The 17,310-nt window shown below is 34.6% G+C and carries 25 protein-coding genes and 1 pseudogene; 3 read left to right on the forward strand and 23 right to left on the reverse strand.

Translation table 11 applies throughout. The annotated features are described in order from the left end of the window. Positions 1-151: 151 nt before the first annotated feature. The 11 genes and pseudogenes from NX902_RS13485 to NX902_RS13535 all read right to left on the reverse strand — a co-directional run bounded on the left by NX902_RS13485 (position 152) and on the right by NX902_RS13535 (position 8,848). A complete protein-coding gene (locus NX902_RS13485) occupies positions 152-697 on the reverse strand; it encodes an SUKH-4 family immunity protein (protein WP_095328980.1) in 546 nt (181 codons plus the stop codon). An 86-nt stretch (positions 698-783) separates the two neighbouring features. Next, positions 784-980: pseudogene (locus NX902_RS13490) on the reverse strand (IS1595-like element ISSpps1 family transposase); the annotation flags it as partial. Positions 981-1,435: 455 nt separating this feature from the next. Next, positions 1,436-1,876: an SMI1/KNR4 family protein gene (locus NX902_RS13495; protein ID WP_095328966.1), complete on the reverse strand. Its 441-nt coding sequence runs from the start codon at positions 1,874-1,876 to the stop codon at positions 1,436-1,438. Positions 1,877-2,204: 328 nt separating this feature from the next. Further along, complete coding sequence (locus tag NX902_RS13500) at positions 2,205-2,723, reverse strand: hypothetical protein (protein WP_095328967.1); 519 nt, start codon at positions 2,721-2,723, stop codon at positions 2,205-2,207. A gap of 70 nt (positions 2,724-2,793) precedes the next feature. Continuing rightward, positions 2,794-3,267, reverse strand: coding sequence for a toxin-antitoxin system YwqK family antitoxin (locus NX902_RS13505; protein WP_095328968.1), 474 nt, complete (start codon positions 3,265-3,267; stop codon positions 2,794-2,796). 624 nt (positions 3,268-3,891) lie between these two features. Continuing rightward, positions 3,892-4,434 (reverse strand): T6SS immunity protein Tdi1 domain-containing protein, encoded by a 543-nt coding sequence (locus NX902_RS13510; RefSeq protein WP_341160775.1) that lies wholly within the window; start codon positions 4,432-4,434, stop codon positions 3,892-3,894. Between the two features lie 223 nt (positions 4,435-4,657). Further along, the gene (locus NX902_RS13515) at positions 4,658-5,170 is read right to left on the reverse strand and encodes an Imm6 family immunity protein (protein ID WP_095328970.1); all 513 of its coding nucleotides are present in this window, start codon (positions 5,168-5,170) and stop codon (positions 4,658-4,660) included. A gap of 551 nt (positions 5,171-5,721) precedes the next feature. Further along, entirely contained in the window at positions 5,722-6,186 is a 465-nt protein-coding gene (locus tag NX902_RS13520; protein WP_095328981.1) for a hypothetical protein, read from the reverse strand. A 521-nt stretch (positions 6,187-6,707) separates the two neighbouring features. Beyond that, positions 6,708-7,940, reverse strand: coding sequence for an IS110 family transposase (locus NX902_RS13525; RefSeq protein WP_095328971.1), 1,233 nt, complete (start codon positions 7,938-7,940; stop codon positions 6,708-6,710). A 132-nt stretch (positions 7,941-8,072) separates the two neighbouring features. Beyond that, on the reverse strand, positions 8,073-8,627 hold the full coding sequence (locus NX902_RS13530; RefSeq protein WP_268877104.1) for a recombinase family protein: 555 nt from the start codon (positions 8,625-8,627) through the stop codon (positions 8,073-8,075). Further along, positions 8,624-8,848 carry a recombinase family protein gene (locus tag NX902_RS13535; protein ID WP_268877105.1) on the reverse strand — a complete coding sequence of 75 codons (225 nt, stop codon included), beginning with the start codon at positions 8,846-8,848 and terminating at the stop codon, positions 8,624-8,626. Before NX902_RS13535 ends, NX902_RS13530 begins: the two co-directional genes overlap by 4 nt. 166 nt (positions 8,849-9,014) lie before the next feature. On the opposite strand from NX902_RS13535, the gene NX902_RS13540 reads away from it, so the two are divergent. Then, positions 9,015-9,215: a helix-turn-helix domain-containing protein gene (locus tag NX902_RS13540; protein WP_026906918.1), complete on the forward strand. Its 201-nt coding sequence runs from the start codon at positions 9,015-9,017 to the stop codon at positions 9,213-9,215. 317 nt (positions 9,216-9,532) lie between these two features. Here NX902_RS13540 and NX902_RS13545 read toward each other — a convergent pair whose 3' ends face one another. Genes NX902_RS13545 through NX902_RS13565 form a run of 5 tightly spaced genes read right to left on the reverse strand, consistent with a single transcriptional unit; the run spans position 9,533 to position 12,815 of the window. Continuing rightward, a complete protein-coding gene (locus NX902_RS13545; protein ID WP_095328973.1) occupies positions 9,533-9,928 on the reverse strand; it encodes a CDI toxin immunity protein in 396 nt (131 codons plus the stop codon). A gap of 11 nt (positions 9,929-9,939) precedes the next feature. Beyond that, complete coding sequence (locus tag NX902_RS13550; RefSeq protein WP_341160776.1) at positions 9,940-11,580, reverse strand: hypothetical protein; 1,641 nt, start codon at positions 11,578-11,580, stop codon at positions 9,940-9,942. Next, on the reverse strand, positions 11,577-11,864 hold the full coding sequence (locus NX902_RS13555; RefSeq protein WP_164463824.1) for a hypothetical protein: 288 nt from the start codon (positions 11,862-11,864) through the stop codon (positions 11,577-11,579). The genes NX902_RS13550 and NX902_RS13555 overlap by 4 nt, the downstream gene beginning before the upstream one ends. Positions 11,865-11,910: 46 nt before the next feature. Further along, positions 11,911-12,120, reverse strand: coding sequence for a hypothetical protein (locus NX902_RS13560; protein ID WP_095334370.1), 210 nt, complete (start codon positions 12,118-12,120; stop codon positions 11,911-11,913). After that, complete coding sequence (locus tag NX902_RS13565) at positions 12,120-12,815, reverse strand: DUF4176 domain-containing protein (protein ID WP_341160777.1); 696 nt, start codon at positions 12,813-12,815, stop codon at positions 12,120-12,122. The genes NX902_RS13560 and NX902_RS13565 overlap by 1 nt, the downstream gene beginning before the upstream one ends. A gap of 379 nt (positions 12,816-13,194) precedes the next feature. On the opposite strand from NX902_RS13565, the gene NX902_RS13570 reads away from it, so the two are divergent. Both NX902_RS13570 and NX902_RS13575 read left to right on the forward strand, forming a co-directional pair. Next, positions 13,195-13,476, forward strand: a complete 282-nt coding sequence (locus tag NX902_RS13570; RefSeq protein WP_341160778.1) for a hypothetical protein — start codon at positions 13,195-13,197, stop codon at positions 13,474-13,476. Between the two features lie 24 nt (positions 13,477-13,500). Beyond that, the gene (locus tag NX902_RS13575; protein ID WP_341160779.1) at positions 13,501-13,812 is read left to right on the forward strand and encodes a hypothetical protein; all 312 of its coding nucleotides are present in this window, start codon (positions 13,501-13,503) and stop codon (positions 13,810-13,812) included. A gap of 78 nt (positions 13,813-13,890) precedes the next feature. On the opposite strand, the gene NX902_RS13580 is transcribed toward NX902_RS13575, so the two are convergent. The 7 genes from NX902_RS13580 to NX902_RS13610 form a co-directional block, all read right to left on the reverse strand. Then, positions 13,891-14,658, reverse strand: a complete 768-nt coding sequence (locus NX902_RS13580) for a DUF817 domain-containing protein (protein WP_303985699.1) — start codon at positions 14,656-14,658, stop codon at positions 13,891-13,893. 2 nt (positions 14,659-14,660) lie between these two features. Then, positions 14,661-14,876 carry a helix-turn-helix domain-containing protein gene (locus NX902_RS13585; RefSeq protein WP_047940541.1) on the reverse strand — a complete coding sequence of 72 codons (216 nt, stop codon included), beginning with the start codon at positions 14,874-14,876 and terminating at the stop codon, positions 14,661-14,663. 10 nt (positions 14,877-14,886) lie between these two features. Continuing rightward, a complete protein-coding gene (locus NX902_RS13590; protein ID WP_095333816.1) occupies positions 14,887-15,369 on the reverse strand; it encodes a DUF2975 domain-containing protein in 483 nt (160 codons plus the stop codon). 173 nt (positions 15,370-15,542) lie between these two features. Then, positions 15,543-15,773, reverse strand: coding sequence for a hypothetical protein (locus NX902_RS13595; protein WP_341160780.1), 231 nt, complete (start codon positions 15,771-15,773; stop codon positions 15,543-15,545). A gap of 130 nt (positions 15,774-15,903) precedes the next feature. After that, on the reverse strand, positions 15,904-16,566 hold the full coding sequence (locus NX902_RS13600) for a DUF1801 domain-containing protein (protein ID WP_341160781.1): 663 nt from the start codon (positions 16,564-16,566) through the stop codon (positions 15,904-15,906). Between the two features lie 20 nt (positions 16,567-16,586). After that, a complete protein-coding gene (locus tag NX902_RS13605) occupies positions 16,587-16,961 on the reverse strand; it encodes an iron chaperone (protein ID WP_095333812.1) in 375 nt (124 codons plus the stop codon). A gap of 160 nt (positions 16,962-17,121) precedes the next feature. Further along, positions 17,122-17,310, reverse strand: coding sequence for a hypothetical protein (locus NX902_RS13610; RefSeq protein ID WP_095333810.1), 189 nt, complete (start codon positions 17,308-17,310; stop codon positions 17,122-17,124).

Here is a 17,310-nt window from a genome sequence, read left to right on the forward strand (position 1 = left end):
AAAATTATCAAAGAATTAAATTGCTTACCTAACAGTTTATCTCCTTGGCATTACACTAATTGACTCTTTTTATATAAGTTTGGTGTGGGTTTGAAGACTTCTGTCTAATTTAAAGCTCTTATATTTTAAGGATCTTCCCATACGCGAGAGGTTATTCAAATAGATTTTCAAACTCAGTAGACCAAAAGAATCCTGCTTCCATACACTTACTATCAATTTTCTCTAGTTCCCCTTTTAGCCACTCCATTACTACTTTAGGTATATCGTTATCAATATAGGCATCCTCTCCGTTAATCTCTATTGCTTTATCAATCATGGATACATAAGCTAATATACATTCTGCAAACTGATTCAGAGATGAATTAACAAATATCACTTTATAATTATCCCCATTAGTAAGTGACACTATGTTTTCATCCTTCTCCGTTATACAGATTGGATTCCCCGAACCAGTTGACCCTAAAAACCAATATTTTTGAAACTCTTCTGGCATATCAAATACATCGGTAATAGGTCTAAATTGGGACGTAGTAAATTCCAAATACGGCGGTGGAGTCTCCGGTAGACCTCCTATAGACAAAAACCTCTTAACTTCCTCCGAAAAATATGTATTCATTAAATCTGCTTCTTTAAATTTGTTCAGTGGGCCATTCTTAATATAATCCCATTTATTAATAAATTCTTCTGGTGTCATCACCATTCTTCTCTCACCTTCTTGAATCTTTTATAAAGGTATCCAGCCTTCTTGCAGTTTCATCATCTACCCCAGTACCCCCATTCCTTTTCCTCATTATGGATACCGACAGTAGAAGAACCACCACGTTTTTCTAGATTTGTGATTTTTAATATCATTTTGACCTTTTTGACTTTCCCAGAAATAGGTTTCATCTATTTCTACTATTCCTTTAAATAAATCTATACTTTTCTTTAGCGCGTGCAGAAAACACTTTATGTCCCCAATAAAAAGTAGTAACGTGAGTATACCAACTGTCTTGGTTATCTCGGGCAGCTACCTACATTCCATTGAATCTGTCACCATTATGAATAGTTGTTCACTGTATTCCAATAGGTATTAGGTTCATTTCATCTGGTGCCAAATCACACCTTCTAGTCTTCTTCCAATTACGGTATCTTAGCCATTCAAATTGTGCCTCGACATTACTTTAACCAGAGACTTTCTGGTACATCTTTAGTTTCTACCACGAAATCCAGCACCCTTGAAAACTACAAAACCAAATTCCATTCCATCTGCAATTGCTTTTTACTTTATCAATTTTCGCTTGTGGATAGTTAAATACTCTCCACCAATAAATGACTTATTCTGTGACCAAATTTGTTTGCTGAATTTTCCCACTATAATGTCTTAAATACCAGTTAATTTATTATAAATTAACGAAGGCGTAAAAACATTCAAGATATGTCTTATTACCGTTCTTTAATCAGGTAGTAATTCCAAGTAATAATTATCATTTTCTTCCATCTTTCTTAAAAATTCTTCAAGAGAAGTGGCAATTTGAACGTCATAATAATAAACTGGATTTCTATTATTATCATTCAATTCGATGGACATTAATGCTGATTCACTGCCTTCAAAAAATATTAGTTTATTATTCTCAAATTCTTCATAGATTTCTATGTCGGGATAAAACTCAAAATCATTAACTCTTAATCGAAAATCTCTTACAGAATAGGGACCCATAATTCGATTAATATTAAATTCTGAACCTTTAATAAAACCGTAGCCCACCTCTCTATAAAAATGAACTAACTCCTTAGGGAATTTTAAATTAAGTGCCTTCTCAGCCTCTTTTATTTTGTTTTCAGCCACAGGATAAAAACTATTTTCTTGGTTTGTCTTAATAAATTCATAGCTCATTATTTTTTACCTCCTATACATAGGGTATTTGCTTTTGGGCTTTTCATGTATATCAGCTTGATGCGCATTTAGGAATATTAATTGTGTTAGTACAATCATTTAGCTAACTCTTCTTTTGTATTTCATCTGCAAATTCAATGCCTAGCTTTTGTTTACAATCTTCTTTATAACTATATCTAAATCATACTTTAGAATAGAATCTTCTGTGTTTTTTAAAAGTATCTTGAAAATGGTTAGTAAGTATTTATTTGGCCTCCCTATCACTGTCAATGTCCAGAAGTGATAAATTCCATCTATTACCTATCATCTTCTGAGGTTTATTTTTCCTTTACTCTCTTTCTTTCTCATTAAATAGTTTGTCTATGTAATTAATATTATCAAAAATCCAGTATCTATCCTCTTCAGGAATATCACTAGTAAAATCCTCACGAATCCCTGACCAATTATTAGGAACATAATTTTCAAAAGGTAATAGCTCAGGATAAAGGGAGAGAAGCTTTTTTTGATTAAAGTCTATAAATAATGATGGCCTCAATTCTAGAATAGTACTTCCATAATCTTGATGTTCAACTAACTTTTTTAATTCTGAAGTCGGTACGGTATAATCAGTATATTCTTGTAAATAGAGACGATAATTCTTTTCATTTACAACTGAAATGTTATTTCTTAGAGAAAGAGCAAAGTCCATATCAAAACTAAATCCATTTCTTTCATATAATTTTTTATATTTTACTATATCTAGTATCCAAACATCTCTTTCTGTTAGATACCATGAGAATTGAGAAGAAGTTTTTACCCCGACTATTATATTTTGGGCATACTCCGGTTTTAATAACAACGAAAACACCACTTTTTCATTCTATTTTTGCATAATGTTTATATTCTAAATTGAAACAAATCTATTATTCAATGATTTCTTACCTACCTATGTTACGATTTATTTCTCTTCTTGTTAATAAAATAGCATATTGCGCATTTTCTTTATCTTGTTCTAATTCCTTTTCCATTATAAGTTTTCCATTGGCGTCCCATTCTTTATAGTTCAATTCAATCGATAACTCGACTTCACTTGTCGATTTAACATTTCCATTTTCATGCCAACAAATACTTTTTCCATTAACTAGTCCATATTTAAAGTACTCTTCACATTTTATTTTTCCACTTTCATAAAATTCGCGATTTAAACCATGAGCTAATCCATCTTTATAGAAACAAAAATAAATTAGATTCCCATTTTCGTACAGTTCGAATGCTAATCCGGTAAATGGCTTTCCACCTTCATCTTCAGGGTTATCAAGAATCTCGTCACTATATGAAGTAAACCATAAATCATCAAAGTTTACACCGTTTTTCAAGACAAAATCCTTTGTATATTTACTATCATTTTCCATAATTAAGCACCTCTAGTATATATTAAGATCAGGCTATGATGTATGCATAGTGTGGATATCTTATCTTTTGCTTTTTGTACCCTTTTGGCATGAAATTATTGAGCTTCCTTGCATGGATTAATATACCACAAATTCTTCCAGCTTCGCATCAGACATCGCCAATAATGCCTCATTAAAAGTAGAAACTTCAGTTTGAGGTCCATCACCCAGATTTGTTCTTAATCTAATTAATCATGTTCCTCCTATTTAATAAAAATGCTGCCAACTGTTAGTCTACTGAGGTTGTACTGTTACAAAAGGGAGCGACTTACGTTGAAACAAGTATATACCCAACAACGTTCAACCTCTTCACCCTACCGCTGCAGAAATTGTACATTATGTGACCTTTTTAGGTTATCCATTGTTTAGCGCACATGCATTATTATTCATTTTAGTTTAAATGCTTTACACTAATCAAAAGGAGCCCGTATCTTTAGTTAGTATTACAACCGTACTCCATAATGGTATTGCCATCATGGGGTCTCTATTTCAAGCAGTATTATTCATTTGCTTAACTAAGCATATTACATACAAACAAGCACTTGATACCTTAAATGCGATCAAGTGCTTATATTGAGATTGGTTCTATTCAATCGGTCCCATAAATTCTGTAATAATAAGAATATGTTCTCTTATTTTTACCTTTTTTAGATTTTCTACTTTTTCAGATCCACCTAGACCTAGTAAAGGAGTGTATCCAAAACATTCTTCATAATCAGGTCTACCATACTTACTATAAGCTTTAGGGTATGGTTCCCACATTAATTCATCATTTATAAAGTCATTATCCTTTAAATCATCCAAAAAGAAGTTAAAGCCAGATGAAACAATGTGTACGAGTCCTTTCCTAAAGTTCAACAAATTAACATATTTATCTTTTTCCCACACGATAATATCACCCATCGAGGTCGTAAAAATTGGAATTGCTTGCTCGTACCTTCTATAACATCTTTCTAAAATATCCAAATACTCATCTGGATTAATTAATTTTAAAAAACCGTTTAATAATGTTCCAAAACCATATTTATACCATACTTCTATCAGTTCTCCCGGAAGTTTATCTTTATATTTTAAGATAATCCTTTCATCAACAGTATTATGTTTTAAAAAATTCTCAAAGGTATCCAATTAAAATGCTCCCTTAATTTAATGTGTCAACTTTACATTCAAATAAGTATTCTTTGGTGACTTCTTGACATATTATTTTCCACTATTTTTTATGTCGTTACGCCATAGGATGTTCTCTTACTTGATTCCATCGATTCAAGAAACGATTACTGGATCGTGTATAATCGCATCGACCGTTTCTGTAGCATTTTTCAAGAAAGTTCATATAATAATAGAGTCATAGTTAATTGTATAGTTGTAATTCCTTTAAAATTTCTGTCCGCCAATCATTCGCAATATTCCCATTCTTATAATTATCCAATAAAAAATTTATTCTTTGAATATAACTATCTGCATTCTCTACACATTTTCCAAAACAATCCATAAAATGGTCTACTAATGTATCATCAACTAAAGCAATTGGTTCTGGATAATATTTGACACCTTCTCTTTCAAATGCTTTTCTACTAGTATAAGCAACTGCATCAATAACACAGTTCCAAGCTATGAAGTCTGTTTCATTATCTGACATCTCTTGAATTATTGTTATACCATTTTCCTCATTATCTAACAATTCATAAAGAATAACCCCTATATTTTCTTTCCCTTTTAGCCATTCCCAACATTTATATATAACTTCTTGGGCTAACATTTGATCTTCTTTGCGAGAAAATACCGACAAAACTTTTTCTGAGAGTCCAAGGAAAAATATTACTTTACCATCTTCTGTTAAACTACTAAAGTTAGCATTTTCCATAATTAACCTCCCACTAATCATTATTCTCCATTTTTAATCATTAAATTAAGCCTACTAGTTATTTTTATGTTTTCACCCATTTCTGATGTTACTTCGATTTTATCTTAGCGTATTTTAACCTCTCATTACATAAATGTTAATTTTCGTAACACTTTTTAAATGAATAGCAAGTACTATACGACCGCTTCTAGTAAGAATACAACTTATAATTAATAAGCTAAGCTAAATTAATAACAGAACACACTTTCACGTTACCCTATTGTTTATTGCCACGAGCTTTGTCATTGTCTTTAGTTTACGTGTTTTGCAGTATCAGAAGTCCCCCACACCATGTAAATGTCAAATCATCCAATTTTCGTATTTTTTTATCAATCCTATATAAAATAAAACTCCATGATGTGCAGTACCTTCATGGAGTCTCTATTTTTCAAACATATCATTGCTCTTTTTGTCCAACTCAAATATCTTAATTGTATTTTAATTCACTTGCTTTATGTACACGTAAACCCCTTTCGTATAACTAATTTAGGTATTAGAGTACTCTAAACACGTTATCTTTCCTCTTTACACAAATAATTGTAATGACCAAATTCAGGAAATACATCCCAGTTTCTTTCAAGGATATCGCTAGTTTCGCGCTCCTCGACTGAACCGGTCTTTAAATCTGTCTTTTCCATTGCTATAAAGCCATCTTCTCGGAAGCCCAAAATCAAGGTGCTTACTTCCATGTCAGTTTCATCATCATATTCCCAATACATGGCTGTTCTTAAAAAAATCTTACCATCACTCATAACTTCAAAATCATAATTTAAATATTTACGAATCAGGTCATCATAAAACCCCAACGAAACCCATTCATTTGTAACATTTACAATATACTTAGGTTTCTCATCCTCTAATAATACCGCCGTATATGGTTCTTGTTTTTGATGGTATGTGTATGCAGTACGGACATCAAGTATGTTCCAAGGCTTCTTTTTGATGTCCGACCATTCGTCACAATAATAAATTTTCATAGTCAATTATACACCTTCCCCTTAATATCCCTAATAATAATCCTGCTTTTTGTTGCCTCATCAAGAATTGTTTGGTGAATTGGTTTATTTTGTACAGGTATTTCTAATATTAATTCACTTTAAGTCGCCCTTCTTTGAAAGCGTTAGAATTAAAAGTCCCATTTGTTATTTTAAAACCCCAAGAATGTTTTTTTGTGATTTCATTTAAGTAACTCTTAGCTGTTTTTTTCTTGCACTTCACTAAGTAGAGTAAATTTTCTCGATACTATTTCCTTGTTGGGTACATTTGAATCAACTACTTACTTTTTGCCCCCTACTTCTTTTGCTTCCAACTCTACCTCATCATTATAAGGGAAACGAGGACGATTTTCCTTATTAAAATTATTACCTGCTTCCCAACGCTCTTTAAGCAAATCTAGTACAGATTTCTTTTTAGGAGTAACATCACCCGTACCCTTAGGAATATCTAAATTAGTACTTAATAAAAGGATGGCAGTCTATTTAACCACCACCCAAACTAATTAACTTGCCTTCGTTTCAGGCATTCTTGGCAGAATATAAGCCGTTTTATTTTTCATCATACCATAGACAATTCTGACTAATCTCCTCATAATACAGAGAAGGGCTTGTGACTTGGATTTCCCTTCACTTTGCTTTTGATTATAGTAAGCATAAAACACAGGATTACGAGGAATTTTATTCCCCTTACTTACTTGGACTTGTTGAACAGCTAGGTTGTAAAAAACATCATATAGCTTTCGGTTGCCTTGTTTCGTTTTCTTCATCGTTTCCTTGCCACCCGAACCCATCTTGATAGGGGCTATCCCTGCATATCTTGCTAATTTGTCAGAGTTTGCGAACCGGTGAATGTCTCCGATTTCAGCAATTAAAGCGGATGAAGTAACCGTATCAATCCCTGGCATGGTTTCAAGCTGCATACCTAACTTCTGAATAGTTACTTTTAATTCTCTATCTACCTTCTTGATTTCCCTTTTCTTAAAGCTAATATCTCGAACTATGCTTTGAATGATAAAGTCTCTTGATGTTTGGTATTCTCGTTTTACTTCTCCATCTGCTTGAACAAGTGTTAATATTTGCTCTGCCTTTCTAGTGGAACAAGCATTGTTACTCACTTCTAATAGGAACTTCCGTAAGTCCTCTACTGTTTCCCCCTCCAAATGAGATGGTGAAGGGTAGCTTTCCCAAAAAGCTAAAGCTGTTTTTCCATCTACTTCTGAAAAGAAATCCTTGTAACTTGGATAATGATAGTTTAATTGCATATGCAGTTGGTTTTTCAAGGATGTTTGTGTTTTCACTAAAGCATTTCTTCTACCAACAAGTTGAGCGATTATCCAATGAATATCAAATGGTGTAGCTTCAGGTAAATACGGTAGGTCACGTATTAAAACCCTTGCCACACATTGAGCGTCCCAACTATCATTCTTTTGTGTCATCGCATAGCTGTTCCGTTCTGCATTGGATAAAGAGGAGTTAACAAATTTCACAATGTAACCTTGTTCAAGCAGATACAACGCTAAATCTCGTCCGTAACCACCTACATCTTCTAATCCAAATATAGGGGTCAAATCTTCTGTTAAATACCTATTCACATACTCTAGTAAACTTGGAAAGATGGCTGGTTTATTTTGAAACGTCATTTCCCCTAGCTTTTCATTCCAACAATCCAATATCACCGCTGTATGTTGAAACTTGTGTAAATCTAGTCCTATATAAATATACTTATCTCTTCTCATCAGAAAACCTCACCCCTATATTCGATTGAACGGATAAAGTAAGACAGAGAATGTCAGCAACCTTAGGTCGAGCGTTAGTCTCTAGGGACTCGCAAGGGTACGAAAGCCTATCCATTCTCTATCTGTTAACCGTTATAAAATGGCTTGATGTTTGCCATCTGCTGTTATGTCACCATAGTGGTATAACCCACTATAAAAGGCTTTTCTATCTAAAATCCTTTTGACTTGGACTTTAGTAAACAACTTTTCTTGTTTTGTTCGATGACCTTCCTCATTCAGTTGTTCCGCTAGTTGAGTTAATGACCATGAAGGATACTGTTCCTTTAAGTCAAACACTCGTTGTACGGTTTTGGCTTGTCTATCATCTATGACAAGGATTTTCTTACCTTTTTCCACTTTGTAGCCTAATGCGACATTTCCACCTGAATAGCCGCCCTGTTGGGCTTTCTTATTCCGCCCTCTCCCTAGCTTTAAAGAGATTTCTAATCGTTGATATTGATCTAATAACTCCATTAAACCATTGATTAAAAAATCGCTAGGGTCTTTCTTATGGATACTGTATTGCGGTTGTTCAATGCTCCGAATGTCTACTCCATACTTTTTCAATTCCCGATGTACTAACACTTTCACAATGTCTGACCGCCATAAACGGCTTGTATTAAGTGTTACAACATAATCCCACCTCATTGTGGGAGAGATACTCCAACATCTCCTAAAAGCATCCTATCCACTTCTAACGCTTCTTCATCTACTTTAGCACCACTGATACCCTCGTCCTTAAACAAGCGTAAAAGCGTGTACCCTTGAGCCTGACAATATGCCTTGATTTCCTCTTCCTGGTAAGCAAGGCTGTAACCATCTCTTGCTTGTCCTTGTGTAGATACTCGAATATATCCGATAACTTTCATGGTAGTTTCCCCCTCCGTTACGCTAATCTCAATTAACGTAACGCTTAGCCGCTATAATTAATATAAATTCATTGTATGCGGCTTTAGCGATACAATCAACCCCTTTACCGATACAAGTTTGTGATGTATCGTAAAAGGTAACATGAATAAGAGGAAGGGAAGTACCATGCCTATTACAATCAAGCTAAAGGAAATCCTTAAAGAACGAGACCTTTCACAGCGTGAATTGGCACGAATGACAGGTTTGCGACCAAATACAATCAGCCATCTTTGTTCAGACAATGTGGACAGAGTGTATCTATCAACATTAGAAACGGTTTGCAAAGTGTTAGACATCGACATTCAGGAGTTAATCGAGGTGGAGTAGTCCTCTTGTACTAGTAATCGTTCTATGTACGTAAAAGTTGCGAAAAATTTAAAAGGCAAGGAGAAATCAAAGGTAAAGTATTGAGGTTAGGAATGGTGGTATCTGATTATTTATAGGTTATTTATAGGATATAAAATACTTTAGATAAGGTACACATTTTAAAGCAATTGTACGTCAATGTAAATCAATAAAATATAATATACGGCTTACAAGAGTTATTTCAATCCTCTGAATAAAAAGCAGTTAATTCGGCACTCCGTCACTAAAAAAACCCTCAAATGAGTAACATTAATTCTCTTTTGAGGGTTAAATCCATTCTACTTTAATCCTACTTTTACTTCACCATCATGAAATATTTCAATAACATATCCTGCAGATGGTGAAAATATCCATGTATCAAAACTTACAGCAGTAACATCATCTATAACTTTAAATACTTTATCTAAAGTAGATTGGATAATTGGTAACGTCCCTTCATCCCAAATTATATAAACAACATTACTGTATTCATCTATGTTTTGGTGTAAAAAGGAGATTATCTCATCGACTGTATCCACTGCAGCATGATTAGACACTTTCTCCCATTCAATACGCCCCCACTCAGCAAATGGAAAAGAACTTTCAAAATTGCTTAATATTTGCTCTCTATTATTATCAGATAAGACATGTACATCCTCATCCAGTGCTTCAATACACTCATCAAATAAACTCATCTAAAATCCCCTTATCTATTTAATTGTTTTAATAAAGATTTAAAGGTGCTTTCGTTACCCTCAAATGGGATAGCGATTTTTCGGGCATTAGCCCCTTTACCATTACGAAAATCCTCAATATTTATATGTGTCCCCTTATTAGGGTCATAATCTAATCTCCATCTTACTTTTCCGTCAGCAGACTGCCTACCAACAACTTGACCATATCCAACACTTGACTTAAGCGTACCTGTGTATGGCTGTGAGTTTGGTCCTAAATCTCCAACTAGGTCAAGTGCCTTGTTTCTAGCTTGTTCATATGTTTTGACCTTATCTAATACTTGTTCTCCTTTTCCTATACCCTTAGTAGTCCCCTTCCCTTCCACTTTCCTCAAAGAAGCCGGAACGATTGAATCCATCCGATTTTCTATTGTGGCTCTGCTCCACACATTGACAGGAGCCTGATTCGCTGTGCTTAGTTGGAAGGACGGATTGGGCATGAAGTTTTGTCTAAAGAAGTGGGTGACTTCTTGGACATATTGTTTTCCACTATTTTTTATGCCATTAGGCCATAGGCTGTTCTCTTTCTTGCTTCCATCGATCCGTTGGAGCGATTCTGTTGTTTTTTGTGAAATGGCTGAACGGATTCCGTTGGTTTTATTTTTACTTTTTTCCACTTTTAACAGCTTAAGGTATTTTGCTTGGCCGACATATGGGAGGAAGGAAGTGGCTGCACTTCCCGATACATACATGATCCCTTCTTTTTCGGCGGTGTCTGTTATAGACTGCGCCATCGATTCAAGGACGATTGTGGGATCGTGTATAATCGCATCGAGTGTTTCTGTAGCACTCTCTATCCTTTTCGTAGAAGCTTTTTTTAGAAAATCTGGCTCTATAGAATCTGGAATGATTCCTGATGCGGCCACGATTCCAGCATCGACCACAAGCGTAATAAGGCCTTTGGCTATCTCATAAATCGCTACGGCGAGCCCTTTTACAAAATCCCAAACTCCCTCTGCTGTTACAGAAATCACATCGCTTACCTTTTCAGAGAAAGTTGTATAGTGATCCTTGACCTGAGAGGCCTTGTTTGCATATTCATCATCTGTATTTTCATACTTTTTTACTTTTGACTCATAGAGATCCCACAGCTCTTCCATTTTATTTTTTAACTTGGATTGAACAGATTCCATATCATTTCGAATGCTTTCCAGCTGTTGTTTATTATATCTGCTTCGCTCTTTTTCTTCCAGATCTGTATCGTCAAACAGACTAAATAGAAGGCTGGGGGACCTATATGTTTCCTGAATGGCACGGCTAAGTCTATAGGTTACTCCCCATTCAATTTGGGTGAGATTCCCCCAAATATCGTTCCGATCGACTCTCATCATGCTGTTTCTGGAAATAGGGGTAATATAGCTCGTTGTATCAGCCACATAGTTTTCAAACAACGTTAATAAATCCTCTATTTGCGTCTGGTAGCTTTGGATCGTTTTCTTGGATTCCTGCATAAGATCTTCCCATGCTTCCAGACTCTTTCCCGCGTTCCTCTCTGTATAGCCAGCTATCGTATGGAGAGAAGTCTGCATCTGATGAAGAGCCCGCTTATATGTATGAAGCTGTTCAATAATCTGATCCAGAATCCCATAGTTAATTTTCAAGTCCCGTTTCATGACTGACCGCTCCGAATGTCCTTGCCGATTTCTTCGTCTGCCTTTGTCATTTCTTCCAATATGCTTTTACCGGCTGTATAGACAGCATGCATATTTTTTACTAACTCTTTATTTACATCATTATTCATATGATCCAGAATAGCATCTACTTTATCGATGAAATCAGAATGAAAGTTTTTCAGCTGATTTCTTGTGCCTGTACGAAAGGTGTCTGTGTAACTACTAAACTCATCGATACTGGATTGCAGGGTTTGTAAAGTTGCCTGTAACTCACGGATATCCATCTTTATCTGTGCGGTTCCCAATGGTAAACTCCTCTCTCCTATTTTCTCATCTAAAAGGAACGGATTCAATAGCGACAATCAGTCGATTCAGTTCTCTAATCATTTCTTCTATTTTTTCCCGCATCTCTTCTTCCACTGAGGCATTTTCTAAGTCCATTTGCTCAAAATTTTTCTGTATGCCCTCTTTGGCATCTTCCAAAAAAGAGATCATATTTGATACTAAGCTAGAGGAAAAGCTTGACGTATAGTTTGCCATTATCTTTCACCAGCTCTTTCCATTTCCACTTGTAACGATTGCATGTCCTGTGCGGAAAACTCAATCGATGTCATCTTTTTTTCTACAACTAGCTCTTCTTTCATAAGCAGTTCAAATGCTTCTTCCATATCATCTTTAAAACCCATATGTAGGACATTTGTAATCAAAGGCTCTGTGAAATAAAGGATGGCATCTTTCTTCATCTCTCCTACAGGATAAACCACACCGCCGTACGGAAAAAACGTTTGATAACCTGTTGGAACGGTATAACGCTTGGTGATGACAATTTTGGTAGCTGAAGAAGTTTGCTGTTCTGGCAGAAAGTAAAGGGGATTCAGTTCCACAACTGACCCTAATGGCAGCACTTCTCTCATTATTTCTATGCAGGAAGTAACGAAGGGGAAGAAAAGATGGTCCTGTAAACGATAATGGGACTGTCTAAACTGAATCACATGCTCCTTATCCTCTTTTCTATAATAAATGGCCTCCTGGTTGGTACTCTTTATATCATAGGAACGGAGTCCTTGCTTATAAGCAAAATAGAGTTCCCGAAAGACGAGCTCGTCCTCCAAATATAAGTCAGCAAACGCATGGATTGCCGTACGATATTTATCCTTTGATTCATCGGATAAAGAATCCATGAGCTGAGCTATTTTTTTCATTGCCAACGCCTTTAACTGTTTTCTATCATTCAAATGGCTCCCTCCCTATCATGTAAATATTTTACATACATATATTATAAATGAGGGAATAGGAAATGATAAGGTGAAAAATAGCTAAATACCAAAGACCTACTTATATTCCTTTATTTTCCTAAATAACTCTTCATTCAAATGCTGTCTCTGATAATTTTAAATCCCGAAAGACTTGACTCCCTCAAAGGCTAGTTTTGCTTTTTCCTACTAAATTTTCTAAAACCAGATTCTATCCTCCTTAGTATATTTTTTGAAATCCTGCAATCCTTGAGCCTTATAAGGATGAGATGGATTTATTATTTTATTGGTTTTAAAACATATTAGCTCTGTTCTTTGGTAAAATATAGAATAGTTCAAAAATAAATTAGAGGATTTTTTTATGATAAATGTGATAAAAGGTTTTTTCGCGAGCTTTTTTTGTTATCTATTTCTTTATGCTATCTTATTTTTAATAGAAAATAAGATAGATGAACTTTTTGAAGCTCTTATTTTTCAGTCTATTAGTGGACTTTTCATTATTTTAATCCAGACCATGATAATGGAGCTTTGTTTTAAAATAGAAGGACATAATCGATTGTTTGCCATAATGATAGGTTTTATTGGTAATATTTGTAGTTTTATCTATGCGATTACTCGAAATGATTTAAATGTGAAAGTTTAAAATAAAGAAAAAAGGAGTTTCTAAATGAGGGCTGCCTACAGCGTTCTAAGAGAGATACATAAGGGCATTGCTTTACCGACAGCAAAAGATTATGATATGAAACAGCGGCAATTTGAAAATTTCATCCTTTTTTTAGAAAATGAAGGATTTATTGAAAGAGTACTTAGAATCGATACCTTTTTCTCCCTAAAGCCAGCTAGATTAACGAAAAAGGGACAAGCCTTTTTAGAAAAATACAATTACTTAGAGGAAACTTATCCAGATAAACAAAATATGATGAAATGGATCCGAGTAGGAAAAGAAGTGTACTCGAATGAAGCTGATGAGGAAGACTAAAATAAATTTAATAATAGCTCCAAGACTTCATTCCCATCAAGGAGCTATCTGTTTACGCTTTTTATTTCCCGTTATTATTTAAGCTGTTTTTTTCCCCTTAACCAGCTTCAAAGTTGCCACAATAAGAAAGCTAACTATCACCAATAATAGCCATGAACTCACTTTCCCAACATGAACAAGGCTCCAAGCATCTTTTTGATTGGGATATTCCCATGCACTAAAATAAGTTGCAATGTTTTCCGCTATCCAAATAAAAAATCCAATCAGTACAAAAGAGAGTGCTAGCGGCATTCGATATTTAATGCCATTTACCTTGTAAAATACCCAGGATTTCCAAAATACGATTATGACTAATCCAGATAAATACCAACGAATATCTATCCAAAAATGGTGGGTGAAAAAGTTCAAATATATAGCAGCAGCAAGTGGCACAACAACTAAAAAAGATGGCCAATTTACTAGCTCTACCTTTAACCTCCGCCATGCCTGACATAAAAAACTCGCAACACTTGCGTACATAAAGCCACTATAGAGAGGGACACCAAAAATTTTTGTAAAGCCCGCTTCTGGATAAGACCATGAACCCATCTGAACCTTGAAAAGCTCAAGGGCAAGTCCAATCAAATGGAAAACGGTTATAACCTTTAACTCATCAATCGTTTCCAAACCAGTACGGACCATCACCCACTGCATAAAAAGACAGATAAGAAGCAGCCAATCGTATCTTGGTAACAAGGGAAGTTCTATCATTTTTGTCATTGCCAGTGATGCAAAAATAGCTACAGGAAAAACACAAGCTAAAGCTTGTTGCCACCCGAAACAAATAAGCTGCTTTAATGCTCTTATCACTAGATTTCCTCTTCGTTTCTATATTCCAGTATATCGCCTGGCTGGCAATCCAATGCTTTGCAAATTGCTTCCAATGTTGAAATACGGATTGCTTTTGCCTTTCCATTTTTCAAAATAGAAAGATTAGCCATTGTTATTCCAACCTTTTCCGATAATTCTGTTACACTCATTTTTCTTTTTGCTAACATTACATCAATATTTATTATAATTGCCATTTGTATCACCTCAGACGATTAAGTCGTTTTCTGATTTTATATCAATTGCCTCTTTTAATAGCTTTTGAAGCACTGCAGCAAAAACGGCAATGACCATCGAAGCAAAAATCAGAACAAGTCCAATTAAAATAATTCCTGGCGCATCATCCCTTTCTGCTAAAAGGTAGAATAGCGGCAATCCCAACACAAAAATCGCGCTTATAGAAAGAGCACAGTTTTTTATTTTCTTTAGTGCATTAACGGATAACTCCGAGAATGCTTCATTCTTATCAATATAGTTTAACAGTTTAAATGCTTGATATAATGCATAGTAGAAAGGAATTGCTGCTGCATAAAAATCAAACATTATCAGATATTTTAAATAAGCATTATTTGGATACAACTCAGCAGCAAAATTTCCGATTTCTGGTACTAAGAAGATACATAAGGCCAGAATAGGTACGCCAATAAGAATAACAGCAATCTTTAAAAAGAGCGTTGATACTTGTTTCATCAAAAACACCTCACTAATTTATTTCTATTTTAAATTACCATATAATTTATCGTTTTACAATAAATTTTTATTAATAATTATTTGTTTTTTATTGTTTATAAAAAAACAGAGTAAAATAAAAAGTATCTCTTATGGAAAGAAATACTTTAACAATAGACTTATTTATCAATAAACTATCCTGTTACAAACATAAAGTCTTGTACAAATACGGAAACCGCCTTTAAATCAACTCGATGGCTTTTATACAATGCTTCTGCCTTCTTCAGCTCTTTCTTCATTTTAGGAGAAATTTTTTCTGCTTCTTTTAACGAAATGTCTCCAATTAATAGATCAATTGCTATTTTTTGTATGTTTTCTTCGCGAGACTGATGCAATATGTAGGAAATACAACTAATTTGGTCCATTCTTACACCTCTCTAAACATATTTTTATGAATAATTCTATGTTTAGACAGAAAATTCCTTCTTTTTCAAATAAAACAAAAAAGACAGTTCTCCGCTTCCTTTCAGAAACATTAATACTGTCCCTTTGCGACTATTTTTTGCCGGCAAATTTATGTGAGCCATCACAATTAGGCATTTTTTGGGAAAGTCCACAAATGCAGTCATTTAATCCCTTGCCATTTAGGATTCTCTCCATTGCCTTTTCAATCCTTGTTACTTTTGTTTTTGCTTGCTTTGGCTGGGAAAAATGAAGAATGTAAGCTCTTTGGCGCCCTGGTGTCAATCCTTCAAAAGCAGTTTTTAATGCAGGTATTTCTTCAAATTTCCTTTCAAGTTCTTCAGGAATACTGTATTCTTTGTGCTCTTTTACCGTCACTTCCAAACCTGATTTTTCCACTGCAATTGCTTCAAGAATATATTCTTTTATGGCAGATTCCCTTTTCATTATTTCTTGTAAGTTCTTAAAGCGAATTTGCCGCGCTGCCTGGACATTTTCTGTTTGTTGGACTAGAATTCCTTGAGGATCCTTTAAGAGAGCACCTTTATGAAATAAAAGAGCACAATATTCTTTAAATCCATGAATGAGCACAATGTTTTTATTTTTATAAGTGTAGCATGGATGCATCCATTTAAATTCTTCGGTCAGCTCTTCGCACTCAAGAGCAAGCTGTCGTAGCTTCACATATTCTTCCTGCCACTGGCTATCTTTGCTTAAAAATTCCTCCACCTGTGGATTTAATTTTCTATTTGCCATACAAGTACACCCTTCTATTATTACTCTTTTCTCCAAAATGTCTTACAATCTGCTTTATCAGTAATATTAAAGTCAATCATTTTTTCTAATAAAGAAAAATTAACGGAATTGCTCCATTTTATTCGTACGAGCTGCTTCGTATGATCATAGCCTGCTTGTACAATTTCATCTGAAAATTGGATGATTCCCGCTCTTTCAGGTGCGACTGCCAAATGCTGCTTTGAAATACTAAAGCCAATTATGAATGTTTCATGATCCGTAAACATCGGCTGATTCCAAGCAATTTTCGGCACTAAACTGGGGAATTTTTTCATTACCCAATGCAAGACCTCTTCTGTTCGATCCCGATGCTCGGGATTATCAATCCCTGCTAAAAACTCTGCAAAAACTTCCATATTCATCCTCCAACATACACTCTATTGCCAATAATCTCATTTTGATTCCTGAGTCTATCATATCGCATATTCATTTGTTATTCTAGCTACAAACAAGGTTAAGATGCATCACTTTTGCTATAGTTATTTGTTCTTTAATCTCATTTTTTAACGAATATCCTTAAAAATATACTGCACTTAATCCAACATAAATTAATATAGAAATGATAATAAACACTGAAAAGAATAGCCCCTTGCCAAAGCTAGACCAGTTTTTCATCCATCCCCATCTGCTTTTATTTCTATCAAGCCAAAAATAATCTATAAGAACAGCCAATCCTATTATTATCATAACAACAATCGGATTCAT

Source organism: Niallia sp. FSL W8-0954 (assembly GCF_038005605.1).
In the GTDB taxonomy this organism is placed as follows: Bacteria; Bacillota; Bacilli; order Bacillales; family Cytobacillaceae; genus Niallia; species Niallia circulans_A.